Below are 20215 nucleotides of genomic sequence, written 5' to 3' on the forward strand. Positions count from 1 at the left end.
ATGAATCCAGCCACCCCATTCAGCCCCGCCCTGCTGCCGCACCTGGCCGGCTTCGCCCACATTGCCCACCACCGCAGCTTCACCCGGGCCGCCGAAGAGCTGGGCATCTCGCGTCCAGCGCTGTCGCAGAACCTGAAGACCCTGGAAAGGCAGCTGGGCGTGCGCCTGCTGCACCGGACCACCCGTGAGATGTCGCTGACCGAAGAAGGCCAGCGCCTGTTCGACGCACTGCGGCCGTCACTGGGCACCATCGAGGCAGCCGTGCACAACCTGCGCGCCAGCCACGATGTACCTTCTGGCCTGCTGCGCATCAACACCGCGCGCCTGACCGCCAAGACGCTGATCGAACCGCATCTGCCGGAGTTCTTCGCGCGCTACCCCGAGCTGCGCATCGAGCTGGTGATGGACGACGGCCTGTCCAGCATCATTGCCGACGGCTGCGACGCCGGCATCCGCCTAGGTGAACGCCTGGCCGAAGGCATGATTGCGGTTCCAGTCACACCGATGCTGGAAATGGTCGTCGTCGCCTCGCCGGCCTACCTGGCCCAGCATGGCACGCCCACTACGCCCGCTGAACTGGCCGCCCATGAGTGCCTGGGCTACCGGCAGACCGGCAGTGGCAGCGTCTATGCCTGGGAGTTCAGCACGCCGGGCCAGCCCGGTCATGACTTTGAAGTGGAACCGCGCGGACGCTATGTCACCAACGACGATGAAGGGATGATCCGCGCCGCGCTGCAGGGACTCGGCGTGATGCAGCACATCGATCTGTCATTGCAGCCAATGCTGGCGGACGGGCGTCTGGTCCGCCTGATGCCGGAGTGGTCGGCACCGTTCCCCGGCTTCTACCTGTACGTGCCTTCGCGCGAGCAGATGCCACCGCGGGTGCGCGCCCTGATGGAATTCCTGATCGAGAAGCGCGAAGGCGTCGCCAAGGCACTTGGCCGCGCAGTGCAGGCCCCGGCCACCCGCCGCTAGGCGTCATGCCTGGTAGCGGTACACCAGATCCTCCGCGTCACTGCGAACCGCCTGTGCATCGAGCACGCCGCCCAGCCGCTGTGCAACTGCCTGCGACGCCTGGTTGTCCGGCGCCATGTAACTGACCAGGGTCGGCAGCTGCGCCACCACGAAGGCCCAGTCGCGCAATGCACCGGCCGCTTCGGTAGCGAAGCCCTGCCCTTCGTGGCCGTCATACAGCAGCCAGCCCAGTTCCTTCTCCGGAAACAGTGGGCCATGGTTGATCCCGACCTGGCCGATACAGGCCCCCGTGTCGGCGCGCTCGATCATCAATGCGCCATGGCCGAACAGATGCCAGCTGGCGAGGTCGTGGCAGAACTGGCCCCATGCGGCCACCTCGCCAAACGGTCCGCCCATGCCCAGCGCGCGCGGCGACGCCAGGAACGCCGCGTAGACGCTGAAGTCATCCAGCTGCTGCGGGCGCAGCCGCAAGCGTGCGGTGTGCAGGGTAGGAATCTCGAGCATGTTGGGCAGCGACTCAGTACACGGCCAGGTGGCCGCAGCCACGACGCTGCGGTTGTCCTTCCATCGTCACCTGCACACTGGCCATGGTGTCCACACCCTCGGCATTGCGGCACGACTCGCGCTTGATCTCGACAATGGCCGGCTGCCTGCCAAGCTCGCCGTTGAGCACGATCAGCGAACTCGGCGCATCGGCCGGCTGGCCGAGATAGCGCAGACTGCCCTTGTGGGTGCGGCCGTCAGCGCTGAGGCTGGCATCGTGGTTGCCCTGGCCGGTGGAAGCGATCTCGATGCTCCAACCCGCCCCGCCACCGGTGAAGGCAGGCACCGGACTCATGCCGGCCGCAATGGAAGGATGACGCGGCGGGTCGGCGACGGTCTTTGATGCGGGGGTAGCGCAGCCGGCAAGCAGCCCAACGAGCAGCACGGCGGTGGCAATGGGACGCACGGTCATGGCGGACTCCAGCAGCGGTCGGACACCCAGTCTAGGGGGCGCCACGTGCGCCGGTGATGAACATCGCGGGTCAGCGCGTGATGCGGCCTCCGCCTGCCACCCGCACGCGGTCGCGGCCCTGTGCCTTGGCCTGGTACATGGCAGTGTCGGCAGCACGCATCAAGGTCCGCCAGCCCAGCGCATCGGTGCCACCCTCGGCCACGCCGAAGCTGGCGGTCACCCGCAACGCGGTGCCGCCGGCCACCACGATATCCAGCTGCTGCAATGCAAGCCGCAGCGATTCGGCCAGCTGGCGGCCACCCGCCAGGTCGCCGTCGGCCAACAGCACCAGGAACTCCTCGCCACCGTAGCGGGCAATGCTGTCGCTGCGACGGAGGTGGCGCTGCAGCAGCTGTGCCACCTGCACCAGCACTTCGTCGCCGGCATCATGGCCATGGCCATCATTGATCGATTTGAAACGGTCAACGTCCAACAGGATCACCACCGCACTGGCGCCGCCCTCGGCATGCCGCTGCTGTACCACCTCGTCCAGCGCACGCCGGTTCAGAAGACCGGTCAGCTCGTCGGTACCGGCCAGCTGGCGCAGCTCGCTGGTCAGCGCCGAACGCTCGCGCGACTTCTCGCGCAGCACCTCGATGGCATCGAACAGGCGCTGCATCTCGGCCAGCGGATGGGTGACGTGCTGCTCCGGTCCCGGCGCTTCAGAGGCGATCTGGATCACCTGCCGTTGTGCCTGCAGCAGAGGCCGCAGGATCTGCAGGTGCGCGATGCGCAGCGCCACGCCCAGCACCACCAGAGTCCCCAGTGCCGTCGCCACCAGCACCGCCAGCCGTGTCGCCTCGCGGTTGCGGGTGCGTTCGAACCGGGCGATGGACACACTCAGGTAACCGTCGCGAAGCGCTTCCAGCGACTGCAGGGTCGGCACGTAGCGCCGGGTGAACTCGGCAGCGGTCCACGGCGGCGGCAGGCCACGCCGTCCGTCTTCGATCAGTTGTTCGATCATCGGCAGCGACTCACCGAAGAACTGCCGTCGCGCCATGTCCCAATGCCAGGACAGCGTAGGATCACTGCGGAACACCGACTCGTGGCTGCCGGCCAACCGCCACAGCTCCAGCAGGCGACCCTCGGTCTGCAGCGCCGCGCGCACCTGCTCGTTGCGCCAGGCCCCCGGTACCGCCACCGGTGCCATCACGTTGGATGCCAGACGCCCCCCGTGCTCGCGCAGGTCGATCAGCACCTGGCCCTGCATGGCTGGAATCGCCGCTTCGCGGTCCGCTCGGACCAGTACGTTGATCTGCGCCGAGGTCAGCAGGTGCAGGCGATCGACCACGGCGAACATGCTACTGATCGCGCGTTCAACGTCTTCGACGCGCCGCGCGTCACGCGGTTGCGCCGCCACCCGGTCCACGCCTGCACGTGCCGATTGCAGGCGACGTTGTGCATCGGCCAGCATTCCATGCTCATCCACCACGCCCGGATCGGCCTTGAACACGGTATCCAGCTGCTGCAGCGCGGTGTCCACACGCCTGCGCGCCACGGCCAGCTGCATGCCAAGCCGTGCATGCTCGCCGGCATCGGCCGGGTCGGCACCGAGCAGGCTGTTGGCCGGGCCGCGCTCGGCAGAGACCAGGTTGGCGAGATCGAAGGTCTGCCGCAGCTGGCGCAGGCTGACCAGGTTGTCCTCGGCGGCGGAATAGCGCAGCGTGCCCTGGATCAGGGCGATGGCCATCAACGGCAGCGTACAGACCACGAACAGCCCCGCCAGGATCCAGACCCAGGTCCGCAACCCGATGGGTGATGCCTTGCCGGCCATTCAAATTTCCCCTGACGTGCGGACAACTGTACTGAGCGGTTCCGGCAGTGCCAAGCCAGCGCCACGTGCACCCCGCCCCTGCATATACCCCAGCCATTGCGAACGCGCCGACAAGATGGACGCGGCGACCTCACCGTGGCAATTGCGTCACATCGCGCCGCGTCAGATCCAGCGCTGGTCCACCAGCTCGCGCTTCACGTAGGCGTAGAACACCGGCGCGGCAACCAGGCCCGGCAGGCCGAACGCCGCCTCCATCACCAACATCGCCAGCAGCAGCTCCCAGGCACGCGCCTGGATCTCGCCACCGACAATGCGCGCGTTGAGGAAGTACTCCAGCTTGTGGATCACGATCAGGTACAGCAGTGCCGCAACGGCTACGTAGAACGAGACCGACAGCGCAACGATGGTGATGATGGTGTTGGAAATGATGTTGCCCACCACCGGCAGCAGGCCGGCGATGAAGGTGATCAGCACCAGGGTCTTGGACAGCGGCAGGTGCACGCCGAACAACGGCAGTACGCCCAGCAGGAAGATGGCGGTGAACACGGTGTTGAGCAGCGAGATCTTCACCTGCGCGAACACCACCTGGCGGAACGCGGTGGCCAGGCGGCTGGTACGCCCGATCAGCTCCTGCGCCAATGGTCCCATCTTCGGCAGCGGCAGTTCGTCATACAGCGCGATCATCGCGCCCAGCACCATACCGATCAGTACGCGTACACCCACCTGCACCACCGAGGTACCGGCCACGCCCAGCTGGCGCTGATGCTCGGCGGCCCAGTCGTTCAGCGCCGTGCGCAGCGCCGGCATGTCTTCAGGAATATAGGGTTGCAGCAGCGCGGGCACCTGGTGCCGGGACGAATTGAGGATGTCCATCAGCCGCGCCAGCAACGCGTCCGGGCCGCCGGTCTCGTTGCGGAAAAACGAGGCCACGCCGATCCCGGCCAGCACCAGCGCGCTGATGATCACCGCCGACAGCACGATCACCGCGATGGCCCGTGCTCTGCCCGGCGGCAACCTGCCTTCCACGGTGGAGGCCAGCAGGTGGGTCAGCTGGAACACCAGCAGGCCGGACAGCAGGGTCACCACCAGGCCCAGTTTCAGCGCCAGCCACATGCCCAGCAGCATCATCAGCCAGGCCGCGATCCTCGGAACAGGGGGCTTGGGCTGGGCAACGAGGGCGTCTTGCATGGGCGGCACGTCCGGGCAGGGTGGCCCATGGTAGAGGATTGCCAGGACGATTCCGCGTGCAGCCTGAATGGCCATTACGCTACGGCACCGGCCGCAACGGGTTCACTGCCCGGATCAGGCCCGGTCCAGTGCCAGGTACCGCGCCGTGCGCACGATCGTTTCACGTTCGCCGAAGCTGGCCAGCTCGCCGGCAATGCGCCCACTGTCGCCGGTCGCGGCAATCTCCTGCAGCGTGCGCTGCATGGCCCGGATCGCGGCCCGCTGCAGGTCCGAGGGGATGATCACCAGCCGGTAGTCGAGTTCGGCAAGCCGTTGCGCCGGCACCAGCGGTGTCTTCCCGCTGTGGAACATGTTGATCAGCTTCGGGCCGGGAACCTGCTGCGAGATCACCTCGATCTGCTCCAGTGTTTCCGGTGCCTCGACGAAGATCATGTCCGCGCCCGCCTCGACATACGCCCGAGCGCGGGCGATCGCCGCCCCCAGGCCCTCGCAGGCGATGGCGTCGGTACGCGCGACGATCATCAGTTCCGGATCGATCCGCGACTGGCAGGCGACGCGGATCTTGGTGCACATCTCACCCGCGTCGATCAGCATCTTGTCATCCAGGTGACCACAGCGCTTGGGGAAGGCCTGGTCCTCGATATGCAGGGCGGCGACGCCTGCTCTTTCAAATGCGCGCACCGTGCGTTCAACATTCGCCGTGCCGCCGAAGCCGGTGTCAGCGTCGGCGATCACCGGCAGGTCGCAGGCATCGACGATCCGCTCAACCTGTGCCAGCACTTCGCTGAGACCGAGCAGGCCGATGTCCGGCACACCGGCCGAACGCGCGATGGCCCCGCCGCTGGCATAGACCGCATCGAAGCCGGCCAGCTCCACCAGGCGTGCTGACAATCCATCGAATGCGCCCGGCGCAATCACGCTGCCCTGGCGGAGCAGATCGCGCAGCCGACGTGTCTTTTTCATGGGGTCTCCCTTGTCGTTGGACTTCTGTCGTGGGATACCGATGATGTTGCCGCCACCGGCGACCGTCCAATACCGTGTTCGTACAGCACCAGAACGTTTGAGGTTCCAATGGAACTGCGGCACCTGCGCTACTTCGTCATGACTGCCCAGCTGCAGAGCTTCACCCGGGCAGCCGAGGCGCTGCACATTGCCCAGCCGCCGCTGGGGCAGCAGATCCGTGCATTGGAGGAGGAGATCGGTACGCCGCTGTTCCATCGCCAGGGGCGCGGCGTCGTGCTCAGCGATGCGGGCCGCGTGTTCTGGTCAGCGGCAGTCGACATCCTCGCCCGTGTCGACCGCGCCAAGGAGGATGCGTTGCGCGCCGCGCATGGTGAGGCCGGCATCCTGACCTTGGGCCTGACCGAATCGGCCTCGTTCAATGAAGCAGTGACCACACTGCTGCGCAGGTTCAAGCAGGCGCATCCCGCCGTGCAGCTGCAGCTGGTCGAAGATGGCAGTGAATCGCTGGTCCGGCGGTTGGATGACGGCGAACTGGACGCGGCGATCATGCGTCCACCGTACTCGCATCCTGGCGAACTGGTGATCCAGCAGCTCAGTGCCGAGCCCCTGGTGGCGGTACTCCCCGCCGACCACCCGTTGGCCGGCCGCGGGAGCATCGCGTTGGCCGAGCTGCGCGACGAGCGCTTCATTCTTTTCTCGCGGAAATCAGGCTATGGCCTGAGTGCAGACGTGGTCGCGGCCTGCCGCAGCCAGGGCTTCACGCCCACCATCCAGCAGGAAGCGCCGCAGGTCGCCTCCGCCATCAATCTCGCCGCCGCCGGATTGGGCATCGCCATCGTGCCGGCCTCGATGCAGAACCTGCACCGGCCCGGCCTCGCCTTCGTGGCGCTGCAGCTGGGGATGCCGACCACAACGCTGCAGCTGGCCGTGCGCAGCCAGCATCCCGCACTGGCAGCCGCGCTCCTTCGCTGCGCAGGTGGCACCGGGCAAGCGCAGCCATGTCCTGACGACCCCGCCAGCAAAGATCGGCCCGGCGCTTGATTATTTGACTTTGGCAAGCAATTATTTGCCCAAGTCAAATATATGGACCTGCCATGTCGACGGGCACCCTTTCCGAACGCGCCGACGCGGTGCGGCGCTTCAACCGCTTCTACACGCGGCAGATCGGCGTGCTGCAGGAATCACTGCTGCGCAGCGGCCTGTCCCTCACCGAAGTCCGCATCCTGTACGAACTGGCCCACCATGCACCGCTGTCGCCCTCGGACCTGTGCCGCGAGCTGGGCCTGGACGCTGGCTACGTGAGCCGGGTAACCGCCAGGTTCGAGCGGCAGGGCTACCTCCGAAAGGAGCGCTCGGCCGAGGACGCGCGCGTGGTCGTTCTGACCCTGACGGCGCTGGGGCAGAGCGTGTTCGCGCCGCTGGAAGAGACCTCGCGGCAGGAGATGATCGATCTGCTGGCGGCGCTGCCCGACATGGCGCAGGTGAAACTGCTTGCGGCCATGGGCCAGATCGAAAGCGTGCTGGGCGACAGCCCGCCCTCGTACCTGCTGCGTGACCCGCGGCCGGGCGACATGGGGCTGGTGGTCTCGCGGCAAGCCGCGCTGTACGCCCGCGAATTCGGCTGGAACGCGGAGTACGAAGCACTGGTATCGGAAATCGTCGCCAAGTACCTGCGCGAGCTGGACCCGGCGCGCGAACGCTGCTGGATTGCCGAGAAGGACGGCGACATGGTCGGCTCGGTGTTCGTGGTCCGGCAGGACGACACCACCGCCAAGCTGCGCCTGCTCTATGTGGATGCCACCGCACGCGGCATGGGCATCGGTGCCCGCCTGGTCGAGGAGTGCATCGCGTTTGCGGTGTCCGTCGGCTACACGCGGATGACGCTCTGGACCAACAGCGTGCTGGCCGATGCCCGGCGCCTGTACGAACGTGCCGGTTTCCAGCTTGTACAGGAAGCCCCCCACCACAGCTTTGGCCATGACCTGCTCGGCCAGGTCTGGGAACGGGCGCTCTGACAGCCGCCACGTGCGCATGCCACGCACGGCTGCGCGTCAGTCCCCCCAGCTGGCGGTGTTCTTGCCTTGCCGCTTGGCGTGATAGAGAGCCTTGTCTGCCGTGGCCAGCCAGTCTTCCACACTGCCCTGGCCCGGCGTTGCCGCAATGCCGATGCTGACGCTGAACTCGATACCCGGCGTCGCCTGTCGCGCGGCTTCCAGCAGGTGCAGGCGGACCCGTTCGGCCACATGCATCGCGTCACTGGGCGCACAGTCGCGCAGCAGCACGACGAACTCATCGCCGCCCAGCCTCGCAGGCGTATCGCCGGGGCGCGCGAATTCGCGCAATGTGGCAGCGATCTGGCGCAACACCTCATCCCCGGCGCGGTGGCCGTGTGAATCATTGATGTGCTTGAAATCATCCACATCAAGCATCAGCAGGCAGGCCAGGCCCCCCTGCCCCTGCGCCCTGTCCAGCACCTGCTGCGCGCGAAGGATCAGGAAGCCGCGGTTGGCCAGCTCCACCAGCGGATCCATCCGGCTCAGCCGCTGCAGCTGCCGGTTCTGCGATTTGACCCGGCGCGCCAGCTGCCAGCTGAGGATGCTCAGCCCGATGCCGTAGACGAACAGGAACGGCACGCTGAGCACGATCGTGCGCTGCGAGGAAACGGGTTGGTAAGGGAAGCCGAGCGCCCACCAGGTGATCGCGAAACCCAGCAGCAGTGCCAACGTGGCCCGCATCGCCAGGCGCACGCCGCCGGCAGCGATCTTGTCGGCGACCAGCAATGCGGCGAACAGCGCACTGGGAACCGCACTCAGCGCCATGAAGGCGATCCAGCCGCCGCCGAAGAAGGAGTCGGCGACCATGCAGCGGAACTGCGCCTGTGCGGGCAGGCGGGCGCGCTGGGTCAGCACCAGCGCGAGCGCCGGCCAGGCCAGCGCATTGAGCAGCAGCAACGCCCAGGCCAACACACCGTCCTGGCGTTCGAGAATGATCGAGGCGATGGGAATCGCGCCCAGGCCATTGCCGACGAAGCGCATCCAGCCGATGCGACGTGCCGCGCCGATGCCTTCGACCGCGACTTCCGTCGAGTCCGTCAAGAACGGCATTGCCGACCCCCTTGCGCGATCGCACGCCCTTGCCGGGCGGCCTGTGGTGAGTCTGACAGCTCTGCGTCAATTCGGGATCAAGGATTCACGGCGGCCACCCTGCCTCACCCACGCCTGGGTGGCGCCGTTGAACCCCGCAGCATCAGGCTGAAATCCAGCGTCTGCTGCAGCGGCATGTCGACATGTTCGATGATGGCGAGCAGCAGATGGACCGCCCGCTCACCGATCTCCCGCATCGGTTGCCGGATGGTGGTCAATGGCGGCGTGAGGTAGCGGGAAGATGCCAGATCATCGAAGCCGACGATGGACAGGTCCTCCGGCACGCGGATGCCCAGATCGCGGCAGGCCGCCAGCGCACCCAGCGCCATCTGGTCGCTGAAGCAGAAGATCGCCGTTGGTGCGGACCTGCCGTCCAGCAGCGCCATGGCAGCCGCATGGCCGGATTCCACGGAAAAATCCCCCGGCACGATGCTCAGCTGGCGCAGGCGGCCACGCACCTTGCCGGCCGCCCGTGCCCCTTCCAGCCGTTGCTGGTGCAGCGGATTGTCCGGCGGTCCGCCGACCACGGCGATCCGCTCGTGTCCCAGCGCATACAGATGTTCCATGACCACGCGCGCGGCCGCGGCGTTATCGATATGGACACTGGGAATGCCCAGCGCGGGGTCGAACTCGCAGCCGTTGATCACCGGCGCGGCGGCACCGCGCTGCTCGACGATCTCGCGCGCCGTCGGCGGCAGCCGGTGCCCCAGCACGATCATGCCGTCGGCCTCGTTGCGCCGGAGCATCTGCGCGTAGCGCTCCTCGCGATCGGGTTGATGCTGGGTATCGCCCAGCAGCACTGCGTAGCCGACCGCCTGTGCGGCGTCCTCCGCGCCCTGCAGGATCTGCGCGAAGAACGGATTGGCGATGTCCGGGACGGTGACCAGGATCTTGCCGCTGCGCTGGGTCTTCAGCGTGCGGGCCACCGTGTTGGGCACATACCCCAGCGCGGCAGCGGCCTGCTCGATGCGCGCGCGGGTGGCGGGCAGCACTTTGTCCGGTCGCGAAAGCGCCCGCGACACGGTGCCTGCGGAGACGCCGACGTGCTTTGCGATGTCGTAGATGGTGGCCATGGCGTTAGTTCTCCTGTCTGCTGTGCAGTGCACAACAGGTCCTGCGTGAGCCCCTGCTAGGATAATGCAATCGATTGCATCGAGGGCGAATCACGTTGAAGACGCTCAAGGGTCCAGCGCTGTTCCTGGCGCAGTTCATCGGCGACACGACTCCTTTTGATCGGCTGGACACGCTGGCCGGGTGGGCCGCGGGCCTGGGCTATTCTGGCGTACAAGTCCCCACCAGCGCGCCCCACCTGTTCGACCTGCCCGAGGCCGCGCGCAGCCAGGCGTACTGCGATGACGTCGCCGGCATGCTGGCCGGTCATGGCCTGCAGATCACCGAGCTGTCCACCCATCTGCAGGGGCAGCTGGTCGCGGTCCATCCGGCCTACGACAGCCTGTTCGACGGATTCGCGCCGGCGGACAAGCGCGGCGATCCGGCTGCCCGCCAGGCTTGGGCAGTCGAGCAGCTTCTGCTGGCCGCCAAAGCCAGCCAGCGCCTGGGGCTGACCGCGCATGCCACGTTCTCCGGCGCATTGGCCTGGCCCTATTTCTATCCCTGGCCGCAGCGTCCACCGGGACTGGTGGAAGAAGCCTTCGCCGAACTCGGCCGCCGCTGGCGCCCGATCCTGGATGCGTTCGACGCCTGCGGCGTGGACCTGTGCTTCGAGATCCACCCGGGTGAGGACCTGCACGACGGCGTGACCTTCGAACGCTTCCTCGACGTGGTGGACCATCACCCCCGCGCGAAGATCCTGTACGACCCCAGCCACCTGCTGCTGCAGCAGATGGACTACCTGGGTTTCATTGACCGCTACCACGCGCGCATCGGCATCTTCCACGTCAAGGACGCCGAGTATCACGCCAGCGCGAGCAGCGGCGTGTATGGCGGCTACCAGGACTGGATCGATCGCCCGGGCCGGTTCCGTTCGCCCGGTGATGGCCAGATCGACTTCAAGGCGATCTTCTCCAAGTTCGCCCAGTACGACTTCCCCGGATGGGCGGTACTGGAATGGGAGTGCTGCCTGAAGCACCCGGAGGACGGCGCACGCGAAGGTGCCGCCTTCATCCGCGACCACATCATCCGGGTGACCGAGCGCGCCTTCGATGACTTTGCCGACAGTGGCACGGACGCCGCATCACTGCGCCACATGCTGGGAATCTGAGCCATTACCGCCCCGGGAGGGCAAGCCATGTCGCACGCCATGTCGCGCTTGGGCGCGATGATGTTTCTGCAGTTCTTCATCTGGGGAGCGTGGTTCGTGACCCTCGGGACGTACCTGGTGCAGGGCCCGCTGCAGGCCAGCGCCAGCCAGGTGGCCACCGCCTTCCTCAGCCAGTCGATCGGCGCGATCGTGGCGCCGTTCCTGGTCGGCCTGATCGCCGATCGCTACTTCGCCGCGCAGCGCATCCTCGCGGTGCTGCACCTGGCCGGCGCGGTACTGATGTGGCTGGCGTCCACCGCCACCAGCTTCAGTGTGTTCTCGGCCTGCGTGATGGGCTACATGCTGCTGTTCATGCCGACGCTGGCACTGGCCAACAGCGTGGCGATGCGGCACATGCAGTCGCCCGAGAAACAGTTCCCGCTGGTACGCGTGGCCGGCAGCATCGGCTGGATCGTCGCAGGCGTGCTGATCGGCTGGCTGGGGTGGGAGCAGGCCCATCGGCTTGAGCTGACCTTCCGCATGGCGGCGCTGGCATCGCTGGTACTGGGCCTGTATGCGTTCACCCTGCCGCACACGCCGCCACTGGCACAGCAGCGCGATGCCGGGCTGGGGCAGATCCTGGGGCTGGACTCGCTGCGGCTGCTGAAGTCGCGCGCCTACCTGGTGTTCTTCCTGGCCTCCATCGCCATCTGCATCCCGCTGTCGTTCTACTACAACTTCACCAATCCGTATCTCAACGACCTGGGCGTGCGCGGCGCCGCGGGCCTGCAGTCGCTGGGCCAGGTTTCCGAGGTGCTGCTGATGCTGGCCATGCCATTCCTGTTCGTGCGGCTGGGGGTGAAGACCATGCTGGCGGTCGGCATGGCGGCGTGGGTGGTGCGCTATGTCCTGTTCGCCTTCGGCGATGCGGGCAGCGGCTTCCCGCTGCTGGTGATCGGCATCGTGCTGCACGGCATCTGCTACGACTTCTTCTTCGTCACCGGCCAGATCTACACCGATGCCCATGCCGGCCCCGCCGTGCGCAGCAGCGCGCAGGGCTTCATCACCCTGGCCACGTACGGCGTGGGCATGCTGATCGGCACCTTCCTGTCCGGCGCGGTGGTGGAGCACTTCACCACCGAGGCCGGCCCCGACTGGCAGCAGATCTGGCTGTTCCCGGCTGGCGTCGCGCTGGTGGTTCTGATCGCCTTCCTGCTGCTGTTCCGCGACCGGCCCGCCGTGGCCGCCGCATCTTCCACACGCTGAGGATTCGAGCCGATGCCAACGCTTGGAATCGCCATCGTCGGCGCCGGCATGATCGGCGCCGTGCACCGCCGCGCGGCCTTGCTCGCCGGTGCCGAGGTACGCGGCGTTGCCGCTTCGTCAGCGCAGCGCGCGCGTGAGATGGCGCAGCTGTGGAATGTCCCGCGCGCCTATCGGGATATCGAAGAGGTGATCGCCGATCCGCAGGTGCAGGTCGTGCATGTCTGCACGCCCAACCATCTGCACCGCGCGATGGCGCAGGCCGCACTGGAAGCCGGCAAGCACGTGATCTGCGAGAAACCGCTGGCGACCACGCTGGACGATGCGCAGGCGCTGGCGGCGTTGGCCACGTCGAACGGACTCGTCGCCACGGTACCCTTCGTCTACCGCTACCACCCGGTGATCCGCGAAGCGCGCGCACGCATCGCCCAAGGCGATCTGGGGCCGCTGCACCTGATCCACGGCAGCTACCTGCAGGACTGGCTGCTGGACCCGGCCAGCAACAACTGGCGCGTGGACCCGGCGTTGGGCGGCACGTCGCGCGTATTCGCCGACATCGGCTCGCACTGGTGCGACCTGGTGGAATGGGTCAGCGGCGAACGCTTCGTCGAGGTCAGCGCGGCGTTCTCTACGGTCATCGCCGAGCGCGGCGCCGTCAGCGGACAGAGCTTCAGCACGCCAACCGCAGCCAGCGCAATGCAGGAGGTAACGAGCGAGGACGTGGCTGCGGCGATGTTCAGGACCGGTGCCGGTACGCTGGCATCTCTGACGGTCAGCCAGGTCTCGGCCGGACGCCACAATCGCCTCTGGTTCGAGATCGATGGCGCAAAGGCCAGCGTGGCCTTCAACCAGGAGGATGCCGAGCGGCTGTGGATCGGCCTGCCCGACCAGCGCGAGGAGATCTTCGTGCGCGGACCGGGCGCCGGCGGTGCCGAACAGCGCCGGCTGTCGGTGTTGCCGGCCGGGCACGCGCAGGGCTACGCCCAGTGCTTCGAAGCGTTTGTCGCCGACACCTATCGCGCCATCGGCAGCGAGCGACCGCAGGGCCTGCCCACCTTCGAGGACGGCGTGCGCTCGGCGCAGATCGTCGATCGTGTCATTGCATCGGCCAGGTCGCGCGCCTGGACTGCCATCGGTTGAATCCCGGGAGGATCTGTTGATGAAAGCCCTTGTCCATGGAACTGCAAGCCTCGTCCTGCTGCTCGCCGCCCTGCCCGCTTTCGCAGTCGAAGCCGCCAGCACGCAGCAACCGATCGCGGTGCAGATGTACACCCTGCGCGATGCCGGCTCGCTCGAGCAGCAGTTGAAGATCGTCCACGACGCAGGCGTCCATGCGGTGGAAACGGTCGGCACGCAGAACACCAGCGCGGCCGAACTCAAGCAGCTGCTGGACCGGTATTCGATCAGGGCGGTTTCATCGCATGTGCCGCTGGCCGAGCTGCGCAGCAATCTGGACGGGGTGGTGACCTTCAACCGGTCGATCGGCAACACGACGCTGGTGGTGCCGTACCTGGACAAGAAGGATCGCCCGATCGATGCCGCCGGCTGGACCGCCCTGGGCCAGGAACTGGGCCGCATCGCAAAACAGGTGCGTGGCAAGGGCATGCGCCTGGCCTATCACAATCACGACTTCGAACTGGCCGACTTCGACGGCAGGACCGGACTGGAGCTGCTGTTCGCCGCCGCCGGTCCCGACCTGCAGACCGAGCTGGACCTGGCCTGGGTCGCGCGTGCGGGCCTGGACCCGGCGGTGATGCTGGCAAAGTTCCGCGGCCACGTATTCGCGGTGCACGCCAAGGACAATGCGCCCAAGGGCCAGGCCGAAGACGAAGGCGGATTCGCTGCGGTGGGCCAGGGCGTGCTGGACTGGAACGCGATCCTGCCTGCTGCGGCAGCCGCCGGCGTGCACTGGTACATCATCGAGCACGACCAGCCGCGCGATCCGGCCAAGGTCATCCAGACCGGTGCGGACTATCTGCGTGAACACCTGACCACCCGCGTGCCCGCCCGTGCGCGGCGCTGACGCATCAAGGAGCCCCACATGAAAATGATCCTGGCAATGGCGGTGGCCCTGGGCGGCATGAGCGCTGCGACAACCGCCTGGTGCAAGGACGATCCGGCTGCGGGTGCAAAGCTCTACACCGCGAACTGCGTGGCCTGCCACGGCGCCGATCGCGCGGGCATGCCGGGCGCGTTCCCGGCGCTCACCGACATCGGCAAGCGCATGGCACCTGCGCAGATCAAGGAGAAGATCAGCAAGGGCGGTGGGCTGATGCCGCCCTTCTCCCAGCTGTCACAGCAGGAGATCAATGACATCGCCAGCTACCTGGCGAAGTAAGCGGCCGGCGACCACGCTGGCCGCCTGCCACTACAACTCGCGCACCCAGATGTTGCGGTAGCTGACCCTGGCGTCATGTTCCTGCAGATAGAGCGGCGCACACGCATGCGGCGCGTAGGAAGGCGCACCGATGTATTCGGTCCTGCCTGCCAGCACGGTGTCGTCCTGCACCAGCACGCCGTTGTGCAGCACCGTGATGCGCGCGGGCGACACAAGCCCGCCGCCCTGCGAGAAACGTGGCGCCTTCCAGAGGATGTCGTAGGCCTGCCACTGTCCCGGTGCGCGCGAGGCGTTCACCAACGGCATGGCCTGCTTGTAGATCGAGCCCGCCTGGCCATTGGCATAGGTCGGGTTGTTGTAGCTGTCGAGCACCTGCAGCTCGTACAGCTCCTGCAGGAAGATGCCGCTGTTGCCGCGGTTCTGTCCGTCGAAGCCCTTCGTGTCGGTGGGCGTGCGCCACTCGACATGCAGCTGGACGTCGCAGAAGCGTTGCCTGGTGCGAATGCCCTTGCTGCCGGGCACGACGGTCATGGCGCCATCGGCAACCTTCCAGGGCACGCGTCCGCCCTGCTCCGACTCCCACGCGGAGACATCCTTGCCATCGAACAGCACGATTGCATCGGACGGGGCCTTGCCTGGCGGCGTAGCCACGGTCGCAGGCACCGGCGTCCACACCTCGGTCTTCTTCGGGTCGCGCGCGGCGTCGGCACCGTTCTGCGCGAACACGGGTGCGGCGGCCAGCGCGGTGGCCGCGATCAGCAGCGGCTTGATCATTCTGTTGCGCTCCATCAGCTGGTCCCCCAGGCGGGCGTGCCGGGAACATAGGCGAGATCGCCGTCGTAGCGCCCCGGCACCGCAACGTACTGCAGCACTCCGGTCGCGCCGACCTTGGAGGTGAAGAAGCCGAAGATGGCCAGCTGCTTGAGCATCGTGAAGTAATGCGGCATCGCCTCGCCCTCTTCAGGCGTACCGGTTTCGGTCACATCGGCATGGCGTGCCTTGGCTTCGGCGTCCAGCGTGCGCAGCAATTCGGTGCGGGCTTCCGGCGTGAGCGACGCGAAGCGGCCGCCGGCGCGTTTGTCGATGTCGGCCAGCCCTGCGCGGAACGTCGCCTGCTGCCGGGCGGTATAGCAGTCGCTGACGAACGTCGCCATGAACAGGCCGGCACCGGCATCCTTCGCCCCTGGCGTCCGGGTCCGCGGCAGGATGGTCTCTGCGATCTCGTCCAGCGTGCCGACATCGGCATCGGAGAAATGAATCTTGGTGGCGGCGGCCGGTGCCTGCCCCTGCACAAGCGCAGGCAGGCCGACCATGGCCGCACCGGTGGCGGCGACGATCATTTTCAGCAGTTCGCGGCGATCCATCAGAGGTTCCCCGCTTTCAGTTCGCGCACCGCGTGGTCGGCCGCGCGCGCGGCCAGCGCCATGTAGGTCAACGAAGGATTCACGCAGGCGCTGGAGGTCATGCAGGCCCCGTCGGTCACATAGACGTTGGGTGCATCCCAGACCTGGTTGTGCGGGTTCAGCACCGAGCTCTTCCGATCACGTCCCATGCGCGCGGTCCCCATTTCGTGGATGCCCTTGCCCGGGGCGTAGTCGTTGTCGTGCATCTTCACGTCCTTGACGCCGGCCGCCTCCAGCATCTCGGCGGCATCGGCGGCCATGTCCTTGCGCATCGCCAGTTCGTTGGCGCGCATGGCAACGTCCATCGCCAGCACCGGCAGCCCCCACTTGTCCTTGCGGTCGCGGTCCAGGCGGATCGTGTTGTCGTGGTGCGGCAGCATTTCACCGAACCCGGTCATGCCGATGCGCCAGTCACCGGGCACGGTCAGCGCCTCCTTCAGGTCGGCACCGATGTTCAGCTCGGCGATCTCGCGCGACCAGCCGGTGCGGCTGGCACCACCCTGGTAACCGAACCCGCGCAGGTAGCCGCGCTTGTCGGCCGCAACGTTGCGGAAACGCGGAATGTAGAAGCCGCAGGGACGACGGCCGAAGTAGTACTTGTCTTCATAGCCCTCGACCCGGCCCGAGGCGCCCGCCCCGAAATGATGGTCCATCACGTTGTGCCCGAGCTCGCCCGACGAGGACCCCAGCCCGCCCTCCCACACATCGGTGGCCGAGTTCATCAACAGCCACGTCGAGTTGAACGACGACGCGTTGAGGAAGATCACCTTGGCCGTGTACTGGTAGGTCTGGCCGGTCTCGGCGTCGATGACCTCCACGCCGCGGGCACGCTTGCGGTCCTTGTCGTAGAGCACTTCCTTGACGATCGAGAACGGCCGCAAGGTCAGGTTGCCGGTCTTCATCGCCGCCGGCAGCGTCGCCGCCTGGGTCGAGAAGTAGGCACCGAAGGGGCAGCCAAGGATGCACTTGTTGCGGTACTGGCAGTTGACGCGCCCCTGCTCGGGCATCGGCTTGGTGATGTTGGCGGTGCGCGAGTGGATCATGTGCCGGGTACCGCCGAACGCCTTTTTTATCCGTGCAGCTACGTCCTTCTCGACGATGTTCAACGGGATCGGCGGCAGAAACTCACCATCCGGCAACACGTCCAGTCCTTCGCGCGTGCCGGCGATGCCGGCGAACTTTTCCACATGGTCGTACCATGGCGCGATGTCGGCGTAGCGGATCGGCCAATCAGCGGCGATACCGTCCTTGAGGTTCGCCTCGAAGTCCAGGTCGGAGAAGCGATAGCTCTGCCGTCCCCACAGCAGCGAGCGGCCGCCCACGTGGTAGCCACGGAACCAGTCGAAACGTTTGGTCTCGATGTAGGGCGAGTCCTGTTCGTTGGCCCACATCCCTTCCAGGTTCTCGGCCAGTCCGTAGTCGCGCATCAGCACCGGGAACTCGGCCTTCATCGCCTGCGTTGGCCGGTTGCGGTGCGGGAAGTCCCACGCTTCCTTCATCGCATTGACGTAGTCCTTGACGTGCTCGATGTTGCGCCCGCGCTCCAGCATCAGGACCTTAAGGCCCTTTTCGGTCAGCTCCTTCGCCGCCCAACCGCCACTGATTCCCGAGCCAACAACAATGGCGTCGTAGTGATTATCTGCCATGGGTTTCTCACCTGGGTGGATATCGTTTCAGACGTCGCAGAGGCGGATCGCCTCGCGCAATGAGGCAACGGGATCGGGCGCTGCAGGCGTGAACTCCTGCGCCAGATACCCCTTGAAACCGGTATCGCGGATCGCGCGGCAGATGGCCGGATAGTGGAGCTCCTGCTGGTCTCCGATCTCGTTCCGGCCAGGCACGCCTGCGGTGTGGTAATGCTTGAAGCAGGCGTGATGCTTGCCGATGGTGGCGATGATGTCGCCCTCCATGATCTGCATGTGGTAGATGTCGTAGAGCAGGCCGAAGTTGTCCGAGCCGAGCCGCTGGCACAGCTCCACGCCCCAGGCCGAGTGGTCGCACAGGTAGTCGCGATGATCGACCTTGGAATTCAGCAGTTCCATCACCAGCACCACCCCGCGCTTCTCGGCATGCCCGAGGATGCGCTTGAGGCCGGCCTCGGCATTGGCCATGCCTTCGGCGGGGTCCATGCCGTTGCGATTGCCGGAGAAGCAGATCAGGTTGCGGTAGCCGGCGTCAGCCACCAGGTCGATGTGCTGCGTGTAGCGCTCCACCAGCTGGCCGTGGAATTCGCGGCCGGCGAAGCCCTTGGTCAGGCCCAGCTCCGCGCCGTTGCACATCGAGCTGTACACGCCATTGGCCTTCAGCGTGGGCCAGTCTTCCGGGCCGACCAGATCGATGGCGGCAAAACCGATGTCCTTTACCGTCGTGCAGAGCTGGGCGACCGACAGCTGCGGGAAGGTCCAGCGGGCCACGGAGTGCTTCAGGTTGCCCTTGAGCGCTGCGGTGGCGGCGAATGCAGGCAACGCTCCCGCAGTACCCAGAGCTACGCCTCCAGCAACCGCCATGCGCAACGCATCGCGCCGCGTGAGGCCCGTCGCCGGAGCCGGTCTGATCGAATGGATGGACATCCACCTGCCGGCCTCCCAACCGGTATCAAACGCAACGATTCACCGCAATGCAATCGATTGCACCATAGGGGAGGAAATTGCCTGATTGCAAGTCGCGGTGCACGAAAATTCAATGCTGCGGGGCACAACTCCGCAGGAATCGCGGACAAAGAAAAGCCCCGCATGAGCGGGGCTTTCTTTTGTGCTGCAGGCGAGCGTCCGATCAGAACGGAATATCGTCGTCAGCGAAGTCGTCCATCGGCGGCGCCTGCTGCGGCTGCGGACGCTGGTTGCCACCCTGGTTGCCGTAACCGCCGCCCTGGTTGCCGCCCTGGTTGCCATAGCCACCGCCCTGGCCGCCACGCTGGCCGCCGCCACCGCCGCCGTACTCCTGGCGCGGGGCCTGCTGGCGCTGCGGGCGATCGCCACCGTAGTTGCCACCACCGCCGCCACCGCCGCCTTCACCACGGCCGCCCAGCATCTGCATTTCATCGGCAACGATGTCGGTGGAGTACTTCTCCACGCCGTCCTGGCCGGTGTACTTGTCGTAGCGCAGGCTGCCTTCGACGTAGACCGAGCTGCCCTTGCGCAGGTACTCGCCGGCGATCTCGCCGAGCTTGCCGAAGAACACCACGCGGTGCCATTCGGTACGTTCCTGCTGGTTGCCATCCTTGTCCTTGCGGACGCTGGTGGTGGCCAGGCTGATGCGGGTGATCGCCATGCCGCTCTGGGTGTACTTCACGTCCGGGTCGTTGCCGAGGTTGCCGACCAGGATGACTTTGTTGATGCCGCGCGCCATAGATGGATTCTTCCGTTGTCCGGGGCTGGACCAGTGATAGCACACCCGACGGGGTGCCGATACGCTGGACCTCCCACGGTTGCGAATGGGGGATATCGGAACGAGGCATCTTACCATTCCCTTCGCCCCCGGCCCGTCGGGAATCCGGCCGATACGGGTCGGAACCGGCCTCAACGAAGCATGGGGCGATCCAGCAGCAGGCCAGTGACCCGCGTAACCTCCCCCACCGCCACCACCTTGGGCCCTTCATGGCAGTGGAAGCGCACGCCCGGCCGGATACGCTCCCGGTGCAGCCCCGCCCTCAGCACCTCATTGACCACGGTCAGGCCGGCCAACAGGGACTCTCCCACCGGCAGCGGCAGCTCGGTCGCCCAGCTGTCGCCCTCAGCGTGCCGGAAGTCGGGCCAGATCATGAACAGCTCGGGTGTCCCGGCGTCATCGGCATAGGCAAAATCCCAGCGGATACCATTCCGGGCGGGGCTGCGACGCCCCCCCTCCTCTGGCGCAAGGATGCGGATCCGCGCCTCGAAATCGTCGGGGACACCCGGGTACAGGCGAAAGGTCACCGCTTGGCTCCATCAGGCTATGGTGTTGACCGTCGCACGACCGCGACCGTGGCCACAAGC

22 protein-coding genes are annotated in these 20215 nt (G+C 66.6%); 9 read left to right on the forward strand and 13 right to left on the reverse strand.

What is annotated here, in order from left to right; all coding sequences use genetic code 11:
• The gene (locus tag D5301_RS17505) at positions 1 to 975 is read left to right on the forward strand and encodes a LysR family transcriptional regulator (protein WP_153856417.1); all 975 of its coding nucleotides are present in this window, start codon (positions 1 to 3) and stop codon (positions 973 to 975) included.
• A gap of 3 nt (positions 976 to 978) precedes the next feature.
• Here the strand turns inward: D5301_RS17505 and D5301_RS17510 are convergent, their stop codons facing one another.
• From D5301_RS17510 to D5301_RS17530, 5 genes are all read right to left on the reverse strand, one after another.
• Complete coding sequence (locus D5301_RS17510) at positions 979 to 1479, reverse strand: GNAT family N-acetyltransferase (RefSeq protein ID WP_110714277.1); 501 nt, start codon at positions 1477 to 1479, stop codon at positions 979 to 981.
• A gap of 13 nt (positions 1480 to 1492) precedes the next feature.
• Positions 1493 to 1930: a hypothetical protein gene (locus D5301_RS17515; RefSeq protein ID WP_153856418.1), complete on the reverse strand. Its 438-nt coding sequence runs from the start codon at positions 1928 to 1930 to the stop codon at positions 1493 to 1495.
• Between the two features lie 70 nt (positions 1931 to 2000).
• Positions 2001 to 3743 carry a GGDEF domain-containing protein gene (locus D5301_RS17520; protein WP_153856419.1) on the reverse strand — a complete coding sequence of 581 codons (1743 nt, stop codon included), beginning with the start codon at positions 3741 to 3743 and terminating at the stop codon, positions 2001 to 2003.
• Positions 3744 to 3905: 162 nt separating this feature from the next.
• Complete coding sequence (locus D5301_RS17525) at positions 3906 to 4931, reverse strand: AI-2E family transporter (RefSeq protein ID WP_153856420.1); 1026 nt, start codon at positions 4929 to 4931, stop codon at positions 3906 to 3908.
• A 114-nt stretch (positions 4932 to 5045) separates the two neighbouring features.
• On the reverse strand, positions 5046 to 6017 hold the full coding sequence (locus D5301_RS17530) for an isocitrate lyase/PEP mutase family protein (protein ID WP_248859607.1): 972 nt from the start codon (positions 6015 to 6017) through the stop codon (positions 5046 to 5048).
• On the opposite strand from D5301_RS17530, the gene D5301_RS17535 reads away from it, so the two are divergent.
• Together D5301_RS17535 and D5301_RS17540 are read left to right on the forward strand one after the other, a co-directional pair.
• Entirely contained in the window at positions 6003 to 6935 is a 933-nt protein-coding gene (locus tag D5301_RS17535; RefSeq protein ID WP_228756438.1) for a LysR family transcriptional regulator, read from the forward strand. The genes D5301_RS17530 and D5301_RS17535 overlap by 15 nt on opposite strands.
• A 53-nt stretch (positions 6936 to 6988) precedes the next feature.
• Positions 6989 to 7909 (forward strand): bifunctional helix-turn-helix transcriptional regulator/GNAT family N-acetyltransferase, encoded by a 921-nt coding sequence (locus D5301_RS17540; protein ID WP_153856421.1) that lies wholly within the window; start codon positions 6989 to 6991, stop codon positions 7907 to 7909.
• 36 nt (positions 7910 to 7945) lie between these two features.
• Here the strand turns inward: D5301_RS17540 and D5301_RS17545 are convergent, their stop codons facing one another.
• Together D5301_RS17545 and D5301_RS17550 are read right to left on the reverse strand one after the other, a co-directional pair.
• Positions 7946 to 8998, reverse strand: coding sequence for a sensor domain-containing diguanylate cyclase (locus D5301_RS17545; protein ID WP_153856422.1), 1053 nt, complete (start codon positions 8996 to 8998; stop codon positions 7946 to 7948).
• A 104-nt stretch (positions 8999 to 9102) separates the two neighbouring features.
• Positions 9103 to 10110 carry a LacI family DNA-binding transcriptional regulator gene (locus D5301_RS17550; RefSeq protein WP_153856423.1) on the reverse strand — a complete coding sequence of 336 codons (1008 nt, stop codon included), beginning with the start codon at positions 10108 to 10110 and terminating at the stop codon, positions 9103 to 9105.
• A gap of 95 nt (positions 10111 to 10205) precedes the next feature.
• On the opposite strand from D5301_RS17550, the gene D5301_RS17555 reads away from it, so the two are divergent.
• From D5301_RS17555 to D5301_RS17575, 5 genes are read left to right on the forward strand one after another with little or no spacing between them, the layout of a single operon-like run.
• Positions 10206 to 11258 carry a sugar phosphate isomerase/epimerase family protein gene (locus D5301_RS17555; protein WP_153856424.1) on the forward strand — a complete coding sequence of 351 codons (1053 nt, stop codon included), beginning with the start codon at positions 10206 to 10208 and terminating at the stop codon, positions 11256 to 11258.
• 27 nt (positions 11259 to 11285) lie between these two features.
• A complete protein-coding gene (locus D5301_RS17560; protein WP_153856425.1) occupies positions 11286 to 12503 on the forward strand; it encodes a nucleoside permease in 1218 nt (405 codons plus the stop codon).
• Between the two features lie 12 nt (positions 12504 to 12515).
• On the forward strand, positions 12516 to 13640 hold the full coding sequence (locus D5301_RS17565; protein ID WP_153856426.1) for a Gfo/Idh/MocA family oxidoreductase: 1125 nt from the start codon (positions 12516 to 12518) through the stop codon (positions 13638 to 13640).
• 19 nt (positions 13641 to 13659) lie between these two features.
• Entirely contained in the window at positions 13660 to 14523 is an 864-nt protein-coding gene (locus tag D5301_RS17570) for a sugar phosphate isomerase/epimerase (protein WP_153856427.1), read from the forward strand.
• 18 nt (positions 14524 to 14541) lie between these two features.
• Complete coding sequence (locus D5301_RS17575; RefSeq protein WP_153856428.1) at positions 14542 to 14838, forward strand: cytochrome c; 297 nt, start codon at positions 14542 to 14544, stop codon at positions 14836 to 14838.
• A 30-nt stretch (positions 14839 to 14868) separates the two neighbouring features.
• Here the strand turns inward: D5301_RS17575 and D5301_RS17580 are convergent, their stop codons facing one another.
• The 4 genes from D5301_RS17580 to D5301_RS17595 are packed head-to-tail and all read right to left on the reverse strand — an operon-like array spanning position 14869 to position 18811.
• Positions 14869 to 15612: a DUF1080 domain-containing protein gene (locus tag D5301_RS17580; RefSeq protein WP_228756439.1), complete on the reverse strand. Its 744-nt coding sequence runs from the start codon at positions 15610 to 15612 to the stop codon at positions 14869 to 14871.
• Between the two features lie 14 nt (positions 15613 to 15626).
• Positions 15627 to 16202 (reverse strand): gluconate 2-dehydrogenase subunit 3 family protein, encoded by a 576-nt coding sequence (locus D5301_RS17585; protein ID WP_153856429.1) that lies wholly within the window; start codon positions 16200 to 16202, stop codon positions 15627 to 15629.
• Entirely contained in the window at positions 16202 to 17887 is a 1686-nt protein-coding gene (locus D5301_RS17590; protein WP_153856430.1) for a GMC family oxidoreductase, read from the reverse strand. The genes D5301_RS17585 and D5301_RS17590 overlap by 1 nt, the downstream gene beginning before the upstream one ends.
• Before the next feature lie 27 nt (positions 17888 to 17914).
• The gene (locus tag D5301_RS17595) at positions 17915 to 18811 is read right to left on the reverse strand and encodes a TIM barrel protein (protein ID WP_153856431.1); all 897 of its coding nucleotides are present in this window, start codon (positions 18809 to 18811) and stop codon (positions 17915 to 17917) included.
• Between D5301_RS17595 and D5301_RS24070 the strand changes: the two genes are divergently transcribed.
• On the forward strand, positions 18747 to 18896 hold the full coding sequence (locus D5301_RS24070; protein WP_180858989.1) for a hypothetical protein: 150 nt from the start codon (positions 18747 to 18749) through the stop codon (positions 18894 to 18896). The genes D5301_RS17595 and D5301_RS24070 overlap by 65 nt on opposite strands.
• 117 nt (positions 18897 to 19013) lie before the next feature.
• Here D5301_RS24070 and D5301_RS17600 read toward each other — a convergent pair whose 3' ends face one another.
• Together D5301_RS17600 and D5301_RS17605 are read right to left on the reverse strand one after the other, a co-directional pair.
• A complete protein-coding gene (locus D5301_RS17600; protein ID WP_010483495.1) occupies positions 19014 to 19589 on the reverse strand; it encodes a single-stranded DNA-binding protein in 576 nt (191 codons plus the stop codon).
• Positions 19590 to 19759: 170 nt separating this feature from the next.
• Positions 19760 to 20155, reverse strand: a complete 396-nt coding sequence (locus D5301_RS17605) for a hypothetical protein (RefSeq protein ID WP_324187344.1) — start codon at positions 20153 to 20155, stop codon at positions 19760 to 19762.
• Between the last annotated feature and the right edge of the window lie 60 nt (positions 20156 to 20215).

The organism is Stenotrophomonas sp. MH181796 (assembly GCF_009659995.1).
GTDB lineage: Bacteria > Pseudomonadota > Gammaproteobacteria > Xanthomonadales > Xanthomonadaceae > Stenotrophomonas > Stenotrophomonas riyadhensis.